Annotated in this window: 14 protein-coding genes; 2 read left to right on the forward strand and 12 right to left on the reverse strand. The window is 59.6% G+C overall.

Going from position 1 to position 14,635, the window contains the following annotated elements; all coding sequences use genetic code 11:
* The coding region (locus AF71_RS30495; protein ID WP_169684437.1) for a LysR family substrate-binding domain-containing protein at window positions 1-627 on the forward strand (627 nt) is incomplete at its 5' end.
* 219 nt (window positions 628-846) lie between these two features.
* Here the strand turns inward: AF71_RS30495 and AF71_RS30500 are convergent.
* The 11 genes from AF71_RS30500 to AF71_RS30550 all read right to left on the reverse strand — a co-directional run bounded on the left by AF71_RS30500 (window position 847) and on the right by AF71_RS30550 (window position 13,451).
* A complete protein-coding gene (locus AF71_RS30500; RefSeq protein WP_169684438.1) occupies window positions 847-2,142 on the reverse strand; it encodes an amidohydrolase family protein in 1,296 nt (431 codons plus the stop codon).
* Window positions 2,143-2,153: 11 nt separating this feature from the next.
* The gene (locus AF71_RS30505) at window positions 2,154-3,095 is read right to left on the reverse strand and encodes an ABC transporter permease (protein WP_169684440.1); all 942 of its coding nucleotides are present in this window, start codon (window positions 3,093-3,095) and stop codon (window positions 2,154-2,156) included.
* Window positions 3,092-4,141 (reverse strand): ABC transporter permease, encoded by a 1,050-nt coding sequence (locus AF71_RS30510; RefSeq protein WP_169684442.1) that lies wholly within the window; start codon window positions 4,139-4,141, stop codon window positions 3,092-3,094. Before AF71_RS30510 ends, AF71_RS30505 begins: the two co-directional genes overlap by 4 nt.
* Window positions 4,131-5,657, reverse strand: coding sequence for an ABC transporter ATP-binding protein (locus AF71_RS30515; RefSeq protein ID WP_169684444.1), 1,527 nt, complete (start codon window positions 5,655-5,657; stop codon window positions 4,131-4,133). The genes AF71_RS30510 and AF71_RS30515 overlap by 11 nt, the downstream gene beginning before the upstream one ends.
* Window positions 5,654-7,078 (reverse strand): amidase, encoded by a 1,425-nt coding sequence (locus AF71_RS30520; protein ID WP_169684446.1) that lies wholly within the window; start codon window positions 7,076-7,078, stop codon window positions 5,654-5,656. Before AF71_RS30520 ends, AF71_RS30515 begins: the two co-directional genes overlap by 4 nt.
* Window positions 7,079-7,090: 12 nt before the next feature.
* Window positions 7,091-8,077 (reverse strand): BMP family protein, encoded by a 987-nt coding sequence (locus AF71_RS30525; RefSeq protein ID WP_018860273.1) that lies wholly within the window; start codon window positions 8,075-8,077, stop codon window positions 7,091-7,093.
* A 371-nt stretch (window positions 8,078-8,448) separates the two neighbouring features.
* Window positions 8,449-9,546 carry an ABC transporter ATP-binding protein gene (locus AF71_RS30530; RefSeq protein ID WP_169684448.1) on the reverse strand — a complete coding sequence of 366 codons (1,098 nt, stop codon included), beginning with the start codon at window positions 9,544-9,546 and terminating at the stop codon, window positions 8,449-8,451.
* Window positions 9,543-10,370, reverse strand: coding sequence for an ABC transporter permease (locus tag AF71_RS30535; RefSeq protein WP_169684450.1), 828 nt, complete (start codon window positions 10,368-10,370; stop codon window positions 9,543-9,545). Before AF71_RS30535 ends, AF71_RS30530 begins: the two co-directional genes overlap by 4 nt.
* A complete protein-coding gene (locus AF71_RS30540) occupies window positions 10,367-11,212 on the reverse strand; it encodes an ABC transporter permease (protein ID WP_169684452.1) in 846 nt (281 codons plus the stop codon). The genes AF71_RS30535 and AF71_RS30540 overlap by 4 nt, the downstream gene beginning before the upstream one ends.
* A gap of 104 nt (window positions 11,213-11,316) precedes the next feature.
* Window positions 11,317-12,447: an extracellular solute-binding protein gene (locus AF71_RS30545; RefSeq protein ID WP_169684454.1), complete on the reverse strand. Its 1,131-nt coding sequence runs from the start codon at window positions 12,445-12,447 to the stop codon at window positions 11,317-11,319.
* A gap of 89 nt (window positions 12,448-12,536) precedes the next feature.
* Window positions 12,537-13,451, reverse strand: coding sequence for a LysR substrate-binding domain-containing protein (locus tag AF71_RS30550; RefSeq protein WP_169684455.1), 915 nt, complete (start codon window positions 13,449-13,451; stop codon window positions 12,537-12,539).
* 99 nt (window positions 13,452-13,550) lie between these two features.
* Between AF71_RS30550 and AF71_RS30555 the strand changes: the two genes are divergently transcribed.
* Window positions 13,551-14,336 carry a creatininase gene (locus AF71_RS30555; protein WP_113163334.1) on the forward strand — a complete coding sequence of 262 codons (786 nt, stop codon included), beginning with the start codon at window positions 13,551-13,553 and terminating at the stop codon, window positions 14,334-14,336.
* Window positions 14,337-14,476: 140 nt separating this feature from the next.
* Here the strand turns inward: AF71_RS30555 and AF71_RS30560 are convergent.
* The coding region (locus AF71_RS30560; RefSeq protein WP_210258446.1) for a transposase at window positions 14,477-14,635 on the reverse strand (159 nt) is incomplete at its 5' end.

The raw sequence follows: 14,635 nt of genomic DNA on the forward strand, positions 1-14,635 counted from the left end.
CGCCAGATCAGGATCGGCAGCATCTACCCGGCCACCATGGGCATGCTGCCAACCTTCCTTGCCAAGATCGCCCGCAAGTATCCCGATGTCCGCATCCACATCGCGTCTGGCAATACCGGCGAGATCATCCGCGGCCTGGAGACCGGCCAACTCAATCTCGGCTTCATCCGCCCGGTGGAAAACATCGGCTCCTTGCGCTTCGTCTCGCTTGCGCATGAGCGCTACTATCTGGCGGTTGGCCATGCCAATCCACTGGCTGCCAGGGAGGAGATCAGCATCGACGATCTGCGCACGCAGAAGATCATCGCCTTCAACCGGCAGAACCTGTCTTTTACGGAGCGCTACTTCAATGAGAAGTTCGCGGAATACGACCTCACCGCCAACATCGCCTTCAGCTGTGATGACACCTACTCGCTGGTGTCGCTGGTCTCTGCCGGGCTTGGCATCGGCTTTGCCCCGGAATGGACGCTTGATCTTCCCAATCGCGGCTTTGAGCTGAAGAAGGTAAGCGGGATCGACTTTAGGATCGGGCTTGGTATCGCTTGGAGCAAAGAAGATCCAACCGCTGGCCGTGACGATATCGTCGACATCGCACGGTCGCTGGCAAGGGCAGGGGGACGCTCGTGACCTGCGACTGCAACACACCGTTCGATTTTGGCGAAGAGGTGATCAGCCGTAGCAAAATCGAGCCATGACTGTTGGCAATTTCCGCTAACGTCATTTCAGTTGCACTGTACGCTCTTGCCCGCATAGCGGACGTCATCGCCATTTCAGTCCATCGCGTTCCGAAAAATCCTCCTTGATGTCTGTCAAAGCGCGGCGCGAGGGACGAGCACATTTCGGCCCTCACGAGGACGTCATCGGGACGTAATCGCGACCGCTGTCGATCGTTGTGGGCCGGCCATCGAGAGACAATTCGGCGATCCGTGGCTTTGATTGAGCGATAATCTTGCCCCGGCGGATGACCCAAAGCCGTGTGGGCTTGAGCCGTAATGCCTCAATCGGGTCGGCTGCCTGCAGGACAACAAAGTCCGCGTTGCAGCCTTTCATCATGCCATAACCTTCAAGACCCATCGTCTTTGCAGAGTTCAGCGTAAGGGCGTCGAAGATCTTTTTCTTGTCAGCGATGCCGGCCATCTGCGCGACATGGATCGCCATATGTCCGACTTCCAGCATGTCGCCCGAGCCCATCGAATACCAGGGATCCATCACGCAGTCGTGCCCGAAGGAGACGTTAAGCCCGGCATCCATCAGTTCACGCACACGTGTCATGCCGCGGCGCTTGGGATATGTATCGTGCCTGCCCTGTAGCATGATGTTGATCAGGGGATTGGGGATGACATTGATTTCGGCCTCGGCCATCAGCGGGATGAGCTTTGAGACATAGTAGTTGTCCATCGAATGCATCGAGGTAAGGTGGGAACCGGCAACACGTCCCTGAAGGCCGAAACGCACAGTCTGGGCGGCCAGCGTTTCAATGTGCCGCGACATCGGATCGTCCGTCTCGTCGCAATGCATGTCGACCGGAAGTCCACGATCAGCGGCGATCCTGCACAGCGCCTCGACAGACGCGCGGCCGTCTTCCATCGTTCGCTCGAAGTGCGGAATACCGCCGACAATGTCGATCCCCATGTCGAGGGCACGGTTCAGTGACTCGACGCCGGCTTCCGCCCGGTAATAGCCATCCTGCGGAAAGGCAACGAGTTGCAAGTCGATGTAGGGCTTTACCCGTTTTCGAACCTCGATCAGAGCCTCGGCGGTTACCAGACGTGGATCGGACGTATCGACGTGGCTTCTGATGGAGAGAAGGCCCTGGCTTACGGCAAGGTCGCAGTAGCGCAGGGCGCGATCGACCAGCGCCTCCTGTGTCAATGACGGACGAAGCTCGCCCCAGAGCGAGATGCCTTCCAGCAGCGTGCCGGAGATGTTCATTCGCGGCAGGCCGAGTGACAGCGTGGCATCCATATGAAAATGGGGATCGACGAAGGGAGGCGTCACCAGCCGGCCCGTTGCATCGATTTCCGTGGCGGCAGACGCCTGGATCTGATGCTCGACAGCAGCAATCTTTCCGTTCTCCGCTGCAATGTCGATCCCGGTGCGGCCATCGGGGAGGTTCGCGTTTCTGATGATCAGCTCGAACATTGGGTCTCCTTTTATCGTTCGCCACGGCGATAGGATTGCATCAGGGCCTGAGGAACGCGCGCGCGGCGGGCCATGACGGCAAGCGCCAGGATCGACAGGACATAAGGCGTCATCAGAAAGATCTGATAGGGGATACCCTGGACGACGGTCTGCAGGCGAAGCTGGAAAGCGTCGAAGAAGGCAAAGAGCAGCGCTCCGAAAAGCGCACGCCCGGGTCTCCAGGATGCAAAGACGACGAGCGCAATGCAGATCCACCCACGACCCTGGACCATGGTCGGGAAGAAGCTGTTGAAGGCTGACAGCGTCAGGAACGCACCGCCCATGCCCATCAACGCGCTGCCGACGATCACCGCACCATAGCGTATCCGGATCGGATCGACGCCCTGAGCCTCTGCCGCATGCGGGTTTTCGCCGGTCATGCGAATTGCAAGACCAAGCGGCGTGCGAAAGACGACGTAGGCAAGAAGGAGCGCAATGAGGATGGCGAGATAGGTGGGTGCTGTCTGCGTGAAAAAGGCCGGTCCAACAAATGGCACGGTGGAAAGGCCAGGGATGCTGATTGGCTGGAAGGGGACGATCGTTGGCGGTGTGCCGGCCACGGGGACGATGAGACGGAACACATAGTAACTGAAGCTTGAGGCAAACAGGGTCACGCCAAGACCTGAGACATGCTGGGACAGGCCGAGCGTAACGGTCATCGCGGCGTGCAGGAAACCAAACACCATGCCTGCCAGCGCAGCCACAAAGAGACCGGTCCAAAGGTCAGCGCCATGATAGACCGCAAGCCAGCCGATCATCGCGCCGAAGGTCATGATGCCCTCGATGCCGAGGTTGAGAACGCCGGCTCGTTCGCACAGAAGTGCGCCAAGAGTGGCAAAGATCAGAGGAGTGGCAATTCGAAGGATCGCCGCCCACAGGCCCGCCGATGAGATGATGTCGACAATAACGTTCATCGCCGGATCCTGTATTGGGTGAAGAACAGGGCAACGAGCATCGTCAGGAGCGACAGCGCTACCGTTACATCGGCGATGTAAGTTGGTATGGCGAGGCTGCGGCTCATGCCGTCGGCACCGACGAACATGGTTGCCGTGAACAGTGCCGCGAGCACGACGCCGAGCGGGTTCAGGTTGGCGAGCATCGCGACGACGATTCCTGAATAGCCGAAGCCAGGAGACAGATCCGTGGTGACGTAGCCCTTGACGCCGAGGACCTCGATTGCGCCGGCAAGTCCCGCAAGGCCCCCGGAAAGGCAGGCAACCTTGACCAGGGTCCGTGTCAGCGGAACGCCGGCAAACGCTGCACCCTGCGGACTGAGGCCAGCAGCGCGTGACTGCATGCCAAAGACCGTCCTTGTCTGCAGGAAATGGATGATGACAGCAAGGACGATCGCAATCAGGAGGCCGATATGGAGCCGCGAGCGCGCAACCAGCTTCGGCAGCATGGCATGGTCGACCACTGACTGCGACTGCGGCCACCCAAAGGCCATTGGATCCTTCAGCACACCGTTGATCAGCATGGAGACAAAAAGCAGCGCGATGAAGTTGATCAGGAGGCTGGTCACCACCTCATCAACAGAGAAGCGCAGTCTGAGCCACAGCGGGATGAGGATCAATACCATGCCCGCAACAGCACCGATCAATAGCAAGGCGGGAATGAGGATCGGGCCCGGCATGCCTGCCAGCATGTTGGAGCCGCAGGCGGCGACTGCGATAGCGCCGACGTAGAACTGGCCTTCCGCACCAATATTCCAAAGCCTCGCCCGAAAGGCCGTCGCGGCGGCAAGACCGGTCAGGATAAGAGGCGTCGCCCGGGTCAAGGTCTCGGTCGCCGAGAGACGTGAGCCGAAGGCGCCAATCAGGATGCGCCGATAGGCTTCCAGGACCGGCGCGCCGGCGATTGCTATCAGAATGCCGGCAAGCAGAAGTGCTGAGACGACGGCAGCGATCGGCGAACCGACCAGGAGATAGACCGGCCGATGCTCGCGGCGTTCAAGGCGCATGTCTGATCTCCGTAGGTGTCTCACTCCAGTCGCCCGCCATCATCAGGCCCAGGCGGCGTGCATCGACGTCTCCCGCGTCGACCGGTGGCGACAGCCTGCCACCAACAATCGCCTGGATGCGGTCAGCAAGCGCGATCACTTCATCAAGATCCTCGGAGATCAACAACACCGCAGTACCCTGCCTGCGGGCTTCAAGGATCCGGGCGTGGACGGCGGCAACTGCGCCCTCGTCGAGACCGCGTGCCGGCTGGGCGGCGATCAAAATACGGGGACGCTGCTGCAGATTCCTGCCGAGGATGAGCTTTTGCATGTTCCCACCCGACAGGAGGCGGGTACGGCTGCGCGGCGCACCACCTCTCACGTCAAAAGCATCGATGATCTCCCGGGCAAACGTCATGCCTGCCTTGCGGTCCACCATTCCAGCCCGGGAGAAAGCGGGAAGACGCTCAAGCACGACGTTTTCCCATATCGCCATTTCGCCGATCGCCCCTTCCTTGTTCCGGTCTTCGGGAATGCGGCCGATGTCAGCTGCTACGACGTCCGCCACGTCGAGATTGCCGACATTTTTTCCGAACAGGATGAGGTCACCCGCCGTGCGGGACAGCACGCCGGACAACAAGGCTGCCAAGGGCGCCTGGCCGTTGCCGGAAACGCCGATGATCCCGAGCACCTCGCCTTCGCTGAGTTGGAAGTTGATGCTCTTCAGCCTGTCAACCCCGCCAACTCTGGAGGTGATGCCAACGCCTTTGAGGACAACCGCGCCGGGTGTCGATGGTTCGCGAACGGGGCGGCTGACCCGGTGACCCACCATCAGTTCAGCGAGTTCGTCCTTGCTGGTTTCCGACTGAAGACGCTCGGCGACCATCCTGCCGCCGCGCAGCACGACAATCCGGTCGGCCGCGGCCATGACCTCATCCAGCTTGTGGGAAATGAAGATCACCGACAATCCCTGACGGGCCATCTCCTTCAACGTCGAGAACAGCCTTTCGGCCTCGATATTGGTGAGAACGGCGGTGGGTTCGTCGAGGATCAGGATTCGAGCATCGTTGAAAAGCGCCTTGAGAAGCTCGACCCGTTGCTGTTCCCCGACCGAAAGATCACCGAGGCGCTCGTCAGGATCGACCTTGAGGCCGAAACGATCCGAAATAGAAAGAAGCTTCCTGCGCGCGGCATTTGTACTCGAGCGCAACGCCCAGAGTTTTTGCGTTCCGGTCATGATGTTCTCGATGACCGTGAGATTTGGCGCGAGCGAGAAATGCTGGTGCACCATGCCAACGCCAGCCCGGATTGCCTCGCGGGGCCTCCCCGGCGGCAGCTCACGGCCATGGATCACGATCCGGCCGGTGTCTGGCACATAGTGGCCAAAGAGAATGCTCATCAACGTCGTCTTGCCGGCGCCATTCTCGCCAAGAAGTGCGATAATTTCTCCTTCCTTCAGCGACAGCGAAATGTCGTCGTTGGCAAGGTTGTCGCCGAACCGCTTTGAGACACGGGAGATATCGAGCACGGTGGTCATGCAGCCGATTCCGCAATTGGGAAGGGATGTTGCCACCTTCCTTCGGCTTCCAGTCTGAAGGCAAGCGACAGGAGCTGCAGATCGCGGCCGATTGGCGCCATCAGCTGGATCGGTAGCGGCAGGCCGGCGGCATCTGATCCGAAAGGAAGCGTCAAGGCAGGGACTCCCGAGACATTGGCGAGTGGCGCGAGCGGCGCGAAGGCAGCCATGCGTTCGAAATGCAGCTCGATGTCGGCATGATCCGATGGGAACGAACCGACTGCAAGTGGTGCCGACGACAGCATTGGGGACAGAACGCAATCAACCTTGTCGAACAGGGCCCACATATGATGGCTGACGAGAACAGCCTTGTTCAGCGATGCCCAAAGGGCGGCGGCAGGCATCGCGCTGCCCTGTTCGGCGACTGCCTGTGTCAGGCGCTCGGCCATTGCCATGTCGAGGGCAAGGTCCTGGACCAGGTTGAACAGGTTGACGGCGACAATGTCCTCGAAAACGCGCGCGCTGTCTCCTACGGTGGTTTCAAGATCACTCCACCGCAGACGGACGATCTCGTGGCCGTCGATCTCGAGCGCGGTGGCCGCCGCCTCGACAGCATCCAGCCGGTCAGCGGCGGTTGGAAACCGCACGCCGGTATCCGTCAAGAGGCCGATCTTCAGGCGGGACGAAGGGGGGGCTGTCATGGACACATCTGGAAAAGGGCCGCGCGCTTTTCCGCTCAACGCCGTGAGAGCGAGCTCGGTGTCCCGGACCGAGCGCGTCACGACGAATTCGCTCGCGATGCCACCGAGATGATTACCGAACGAAGGACCCGCTGGCATGGCGCCCCGGCTGGGCTTCAGGCCAACCAGGCCGCAGCAGGCGGCGGGAACCCGAATGGAACCGCCAGCGTCGGTCGCATGTGCTGTTGAAACGATGCCGGCGGCAACAGCTGCGGCGGCACCACCCGATGAACCGCCAGCAGTTCGCGATCGGTCATGCGGATTTCGACAGACCGGACCAATCGCTGGCTCACTTGCGAGCGACAGCCCGAATTCAGGACTCGTGGTCAGCCCAAACAGGCAAAAGCCGGCCGCGCGGAACCGCGCCGCAAGCTCGGAATCCGCATCGCCGGAGTCTCGCTTGAAAAGACGTGAACCGGCTGCAACCGGCAGTCCCTTGAACGGACCGCCAAGATCCTTGGCAAGCGTCGGCACCCCACCAAACGCACGCGCAGTAAAACGGATCGGGGCCAACCGACGCTCGTCGTCGGCCGCCTGGGCTGCCGCCATCCCCATGGTCGCATCAAGATGAGTAATGGCACCAAGACTGGAAAGGCGGGTGGCAGCGGCCAAGGACAGCCGCATCGCCTCCGTTGCGGTCAGTTGGCCGGAACGGATCAGTTCCGAAACGTCGGTGGCGTCTACTGGCCGTTTGCCGGGCATGGATCGGCCGAATTACTTGGGCTGTTCCATGTTCTGCGGCACCTCAAACTTGCCGGCCTTGATGTCGGCGCGCTTGGCTTCCATGGCCGCTTCCGCGTCTGCCGGTGCCACGCCCTTCACAAAGACGATGTCGCTTCCGCCTTCCTTCATCAGGCCGAAGGCCGTGTAGTTGCGGCCGACTGGCTTGCCCGCAGCCACATCGGCAATCGCCGCATTCAGAATGGGCCGGAATCCCCAGAGGGCATTCGCAAAGACGGTGTCGGGATAGCGCGGGGTATAGTCTATCAGTGATCCGACAGCCTTGATCTTGCGTTCCTTGGCTGCATCGGCAGTGCCGATGCGCTCGCCAAACAGGATGTCCGCACCAGCATCGATCTGGGCAAGGCCCGCCTCGCGCGCCTTCGGCGGATCGAAGAACGTCCCAATAAAGGCAACGAGATGCTTGCAGTCAGGATTGACCGATTTGACACCTTCGGCGAAGGCGTTGATCAGCATGTTGACCTCGGGAATAGGCATGGCACCAACGGAGCCGACCACGTTCGACTTGGTCATCTTGCCTGCCAACATTCCCGCGAGATAGGCGCCGTCGTAATTCCAGGTGCCGAAGACGCCGAAATTGCTGCCTTCTTCCTTGCCACTCGATCCAAGAACGAAGGCCGTGTCGGGGTAATCGGCAGCCACCTGGCGCGCTTCCTTTTCGACAGCATAGGCTTCGCCGATGATCAGCTTGTTTCCTTGTTCGGCATATTCGCGCATGGCGCGGGGATAGTCGGTCCCGGAAACGCCTTCTGAAAATACATATTCAATCACGCCTTCCTTGGCGGCGTCCTGCAAGGCCTTGTGAAGACAGGAATTCCAGGCGTTTTCGACAGGCGAGGCATGGATGCCTGCCACCTTCAATGGGGCGGCGGCGCGGGCGATCGGCGCCAACCCGCTGACGCCCAGGGCAATGCCCGAGGCCATGAGCGCGCGACGTGACATGAGAAGGTCTTTTGTCATGATTGTTCCCCTTTTTTTTACCGTTTGGTTCAAAACCATATGGAGGGGCTAAAAAAGTGTCAAGCGAGGTCCGGGTTTAAAAAATGGGCATAGCCAATCGCCGACGGCAACATCGTGTGTTGCCGTCGGGCTGGCGGTTCCAGTGCTGCTGATGCGCCTGGGGTTTTCGTTGCGGAGCCAGCTGTTGGCCCCACAGACGAGGTGACTTGCCGCCGCGACGCCTACCGGGCCGGAAGGGTCGTCGATGAACTGAGTGCAATGGTGCAAGTTGTCCTGCGTGCCGGCTCCGCCGTCGCGTCCTCAGCGCCCGCCGATCGGTCCGTGATGTCGCGGGCGTGCTCAGAAGCTAACGGGCGATGGGATGATGATGCTCACGTCTCGCCGGGAAGGATATGTGATGCCTCTGGACGCCATGACACCCAGATCCGCCCGCCAGGCTCGAGCTTGAGGCGATCCAATTCCCCGTGGCTCTTTTGTGCCTTGATTTCGATATGACCAGAAGCTTCCAGATGAACCACGGCGGTGGCGCCGACGAATTCCTCGCCGACGACGGAAGCCTCGAGACAGTTCCACTCAACGGAAGGCCGCTCCGGGGTCAGCTGAATACAGTCGCTGGAGATCGCAAACGTCACCTTGTCTCCGGCAGACAATTGCCGGGCAGGGGTATCGGCAACACGAAATTCGCCAACAGGCGTCGCGATCTTCATCGCGCCTGCAGCGGCTGCAGTCACCTTGCCGGGGAAGATGTTGGACGAACCGAGAAACTCTGCCACGAAGCGCGTGCGAGGTGTCCGGTAAATCTCTTGCGGCGTGCCTGTCTGTTCGATCTTGCCGCGGCTCATGATCACGACACGGTCGGCCATGGAGAAGGCTTCCGACTGGCTGTGGGTGACATAGACGAAGGTGATCCCAAGCTCACGCTGCAGGTTGGCGAGCACTGTTTGCATCCGGACCTTGAGGTGGGCGTCAAGCGCCGAGAGCGGCTCGTCGAGCAGCAGGATCTCTGGTTCGGTGACCAGCGAGCGGGCAAGCGCCACGCGCTGACGCTGGCCGCCGGAAAGGTGGGCGACATTCCGGTCGGCAAACTCCGAGATCTGCATTCGCTCCAGCCACTTCTCGACGCGTTCTCGGCGCTCTTCTTTCGCGACGGCGCGCATCCGCAGGCTGAACTCGATGTTTTCCCGGACCGTGAGGAAGGGAAAGAGCGCCAGGCTCTGCCAGACCATCGGCGTGTCGCGTTGCCATGTCGGCAGCTCGTTGATGCGTTTGCCGGCAAGCCGGATTTCGCCATCGCTCGGTGTTTCCAGACCCGCGAGCATGCGCAGCGTCGTCGTCTTGCCGCAACCCGAGGAGCCCATGATGGCCAGAAACTCCCCCTTGTTGATCTCGAGGTGGATTGGGCTGACGGCGGTAAAATTGCCGTAGCGTTTCGTAACTCCGTCGAAAGCGACCAGGGGCTGCTCTGTCATGACTGCCGGGCTCCATTGTTGATCGAGGATGGTGGGTTGCCTCGCGTCATGAGAAGGGCCTGAGCGACGATCACCAATGTAATTGAGGCAAGGAAGACGAAGGTGCCGATGACGTTGATGCGCGGGCTGACTTGTCCCTGCAAAAAGCCGAGCACTTTCACCGGCAGGGTCTCGTTGAGACCGGACACGAACCATGATACCGCAAACTCGTCAAAGGACACGGCCATGGTGATCATGAGAGAGGCAAAGATTGCCGGCTTGCAGAACGGGATGATCACATTGCGCATTGCCTGCCATTCCGACGCACCGAGGTTCCATGCGGCTGCTTCCAGCGACGGGTCCATCTGCGAAAGCCGCAAGCGGGTGATTGCCATCGCAAACGGTGCACACATGACCACATGCGCAATGATGACCGAATGAATGGCCCCTGAAAGCTCGACGTTTGAAAGAAAGGCCAGCATCGCAAGTCCAAGGATAACGACCGGAATCGTCGGGGGCAGCAGCGCCAGGGCGACATAGATCGTCTTGCCAAAGAACCGGTAGCGGAAATCAGTATAGGCTGCACCGAAGCCGAGGAGCGTCGAAGCACATGAGACGGCGATGCCGACGATAAGGGTATTGCGCAAGCCTTCAAAGACGAGCGGGTCGGCAGCCACTGCTTTGTACCAGATGGTCGAGAATCCTCCGAGCGGAAGCGAGGGAAACCGGTCGACATTGAAGGAAAAGACAAAGCTTGCGGCGATAGGCGCGAAAATGAAAGCGAGGGCCAGCACGATATAGGCCTGCAGGGCCAGGTCGATTGCCAGGTTGCGATTGTGATTCATTGCCCGCGCTCCCGATAGGCAAAACGAACCGCGGCAAAGGCAACAGCGAGAAGGGTCGCGATCATGACAAGCGCGATGACTGCGGCACGCGGCCATTGTTGGCCGGATTTCGTGGTGTCCGTGATCAGGATGGACAGTGTTGGCGGATCGCCGCCACCGAGATAGAGGGGGCTTACAAAGTCGCCAAACGTAAGGATGAAGCAGAACAGCGCTGCAATGACCAGGCCCACCTTGGCAGCCGGAATGACGACTTCGACAACAGTGCGCAAGCGGCCGCAGCGAAGGTTATGCGCCGCCTCGATCAACGTCCTGTCGACAAAGACCAGGCTGAACAGTTGCAGCAGAATGACCAGCGGCAAGCTGAGCGTGAGATACCCGACGAGCTGGCCAAACACGGAATTGAGCATTCCGAATGGTCCGATACCTGCCTTGGCAAACAGGGCATTGAAGATGCCGTTGTCAGACAGGAATATCTGCCAGGAATAGATCCGCACGAGGTAGCTGGTGAAGAATGGCAGCACCATCAAGAAGACGACGCAGCGCCGCGCCTGTTCCGACAGCTTGAACGCGACGGCATAGGCACAGGGAAAGGCAATTGCGCTGGTGATCGCCGCCGATGTTACGGCAAGACCGAGGGTCCTGAGATAGGCCTCCCAGAAGACACCGCGGCTAAGGACATAGGTCCAGTTGGTGAAGACGAAGGCTGGCTCCATGCGAAAGTTGCGCACGGTCCAGAAGCTGAGCGCCATGAGGAAGATAAGCGGCGCCAGGAAGAAGGTCAGTTGCCAGACAAGGAGCGGCACCGAAAAGGTGAGCCCGTAAAGCGTGATCGATTTCCGCATTCTTAGGGTTCCCGAACGAGACGAAACCGCCGGCCGCTTCGTGGCGTGGTCTGGCTCGGCAACAGGCGTAACGCTTGTTGCCAAGGCCGCGGCGACGGAAGGTCTCATGCGCCCTTGTAGTCCGACCAGAAGTCGTTCCAGTCTTCCAGGCCTTGCTGTATCGGAAGCTGGCGATAGTGGATGCGGCCGGAGCGGATGAGGTCCATCACATTGCTTTCGTTAAGGAGCATGCCTTGGCGCTTGGCTTCCTCGGGCGTTTCCTTTGCGAGCAGTTCCCACCCCTTTTGGTTGGGGATGAGCGCCGGGTAGGCTGCCATGTTTGCAGACTTCACCTGGCCCTTTGCCGAGGTGATGTACTGGATCCACTTCTTTGCTATATCCGCCTTTGACGATCCCCTTCCGATCGAGAAGGATTCGGTCCATTGAAGTCCACCTTCGGCGGGGATGACGCTGCGCACCTTTGCGCCATTCTTCTCGAGCGTACCGGTGATCCAGTCGCCGATACCGGCCATTGCCAGCATCTGGCCGTTTTGCAGCGAAGAGAACGTACCGCCGTAGTCGAAGAAACCGCCAATCTGCGGTCGCAACGTTATGGTTTTCTCTCTCAGTTTCTCGAAAGCTGTCGCATCGATGTCGAATGGCGCAGCGTTGCCATTGAGCAGGCTGATTTCGCCGAGGTTCGGCAGATGCCAGTCGAAATGACCGACCTTGCCCTTCAGCTTCTCGTTCCAGAAGACGTCGTAGGTCATCGCCTCCTTCTCGGTGATGGCCTCGGTATTGTAGGCGACACCGAGGAAGCCAAATCGCGTGAAGACCGAATAGAGCGTTCCGTCCTGCCAGTGGCCGGCAAATTTCTGGAACTCCGGGAAGTAATCGTCGAAGGGATAGTCCTTCGGATCGAGCGCCTCGATATAGCCGGCGGCATTGAGCTGCTGGACATATTCCGCGTCGGACAGGATGATGTCGAAAGTGCCGGGTGGTGACTGGGCAATCAGGCCCAGCATGTTGTCGCCGCCGGTGTAATATTTCGGCTTGAACTTGACATTATGCTCGGCTTCGAAGTCCGCGACCACGTCAGGCTCGGCATGACCGTACCAGGCGAGCATGGTGATTTCTGTCGGTGCGGCGAAGGCGTGGCGGCTCAGCAAGGGGGCGGCAAGCATGGCGCCCCCCAGAGCACCTGTGGTCTTGAGAAACTGACGCCGGGTCGATCTTGCAGAACTGGTGTTGGTCATTGCATTCCCCTTTGCTGTTGTTGGCAAAAGGCTATGCAGCGCCGATGCATTTGGAAAATTAATTAAAATAATTTCCGCATTTGGAATGCTTATTGGCGGTCAAGCTCGACATGACGCCGTGTCGGGTCACCGGAGACGCCGGCTTCGTCAAGCCGGGCGATCACATGATTGACCAGCCGAATACCGGCATCCGACAGGCGCGGATGCTTGTAAAATAATCCGACCCGGATCTCGGCAAGAGGCGGGAAACCATCCTCCTGCGTCAAGGCGCGCATGCCGGGCAGCATCGTGTAGCGTGTGAGTGCGCTGACACCGAGCCCATTGACAACAGCATTCTGGAGGCCGGCAATACCGGGGCCGGTATAGGCAATTCGCCAGCGCACCTTGGCGGCATCGAGTGCCTGGATCATGCGGGCGCGATAGGCACAACCCTCCGGATGGGCGGCGAGCGGTATACCCTTGACCGTGTCCAGGTTTCCGTTTTCGGCGGCAGCCCATATCGGGCGCTCGATCCACGACCGCGATAGATATTGTGTGTGTTCGTTGTTGGCCATGGCAACGACGATATCAAGATCGTCGGCATTCAACCGTTCGAGGATTTCCGCGCTCCAGCCACAATGCAGCTCGAGGGAAATTTCGGGGTGCTGGGAGGTATATTCGGTAATGACGCCTTGCAGGAATGCAACGGCATAATCGTTCGGCAGACCCACGCGCAACACGCCTGCTATTTTCGACCGGTTGAAATAGGAAGCAGCTTCGTCGTTCAGGCGCAGGATCTCGCGGGCGTAGCTTAACAGCATCTCGCCCTCCGAGGTCAGCACAAGCGCGCGACCGACCTGCTTCAATAGCGAAGCACCAACCAACTCTTCCAGGCGGCGCATCTGCAAGGAGATTGCTGGCTGCGTGCGGCCCAACGCATCACCGGCCTTGGTGTAGGCACCAAGATCAACCACCGAGACAAACGTCCGCAACAGGTCTGTCTGGAAGTTCGTGATATTGCCCATCGGATTTGCATTCCTTATGTGGCGATGACGATTATAAATTTCCCATATCAAGGGACGAGGATCAAATCAAAGCTTCCGACCCATGTGAGGAGCTTTTTCATGTCTCAACAGACCGTATTTGCCGCAGAACTTTCCTGGCCCGATTATGATGCCCGTGTGCGGGACGGATCGGTGCCAATCCTGATCCCTATCGGCTCCATGGAACAGCATGGCCATCATATGCCGATGAACGTCGATGTGCTCCTGCCGGTCGAATTCGCCCGTCGCGTAGCAGGCATGACCGGAGCCCTTGTGGCTCCGCCTTTCACCTACGGCTACAAGTCGCACCAGAAGTCCGGCGGCGGCAATCACCTTCCCGGCACGACGAGCCTTGATGGCGCTACGCTGGTGGCTGCCCTGCGGGACGTCATCAAGGAATTTGCGCGTCATGGCGTACGGTCCATATGCCTGGTCAACGGCCATTTCGAGAATTCCTGGTTCATCATCGAAGGCATCGATCTTGCCCTGCGCGAATTGAGATGGGGTGGAGTCGAGACCATGAAAATTGTGGTTCTTTCCTACTGGGACTTCGTCGACAAGGCGACGATTGCGCGTCTTTACCCGAATGGCTTTGCGGGCTGGGATCTGGAACATGGCGGCGTACTTGAGACTTCGCTCATGCTTGCGCTTTATCCGCAGCAGGTTGCCCTCGAGCGGGCGATCGACCATGCGCCGGCAAGTTTTCCACCCTATGATGTCTATCCCGCCAAGCCTGAGTGGACACCTGTGTGCGGCACGCTTTCCTCCCCGAAGGAAGCGACCGCCGAGAAGGGTGAGATTCTGCTGCAGGTCTGCGTCGAAGGCATTGCAAAGGCGCTGCAAGCCGAGTTTGCCTCAGCATCCTGATAGAAACGAGAAAAGTGGCGGGTTATCCCGCCACTTCAGACTGCTGACGAACCCGTCGATATTTTCGGCGGGTTTGTTTTTTGGACGTTGGTTGTTTTAGTTGGGTTCTGAGGCGGGGCGAAGTTGGCGGCCTCTGGCCCTCATGCCATGGCTGGTCTGGGTGGCTTGGTGAGCGCCATGGCGATCTTCTTGATGTTTTGGGCGGCTGCAGCCAGCAGGCACTGGCATGCGACGCGGGTGAGACTTCGAAAGCGGGCATAGCGATGCCCGTGAAGCTGCTTGGCATCGGCAAACGAGCG

The sequence above is a fragment of the Rhizobium sp. 57MFTsu3.2 genome (assembly GCF_012932765.1).
Lineage (GTDB): Bacteria > Pseudomonadota > Alphaproteobacteria > Rhizobiales > Rhizobiaceae > Rhizobium > Rhizobium altiplani.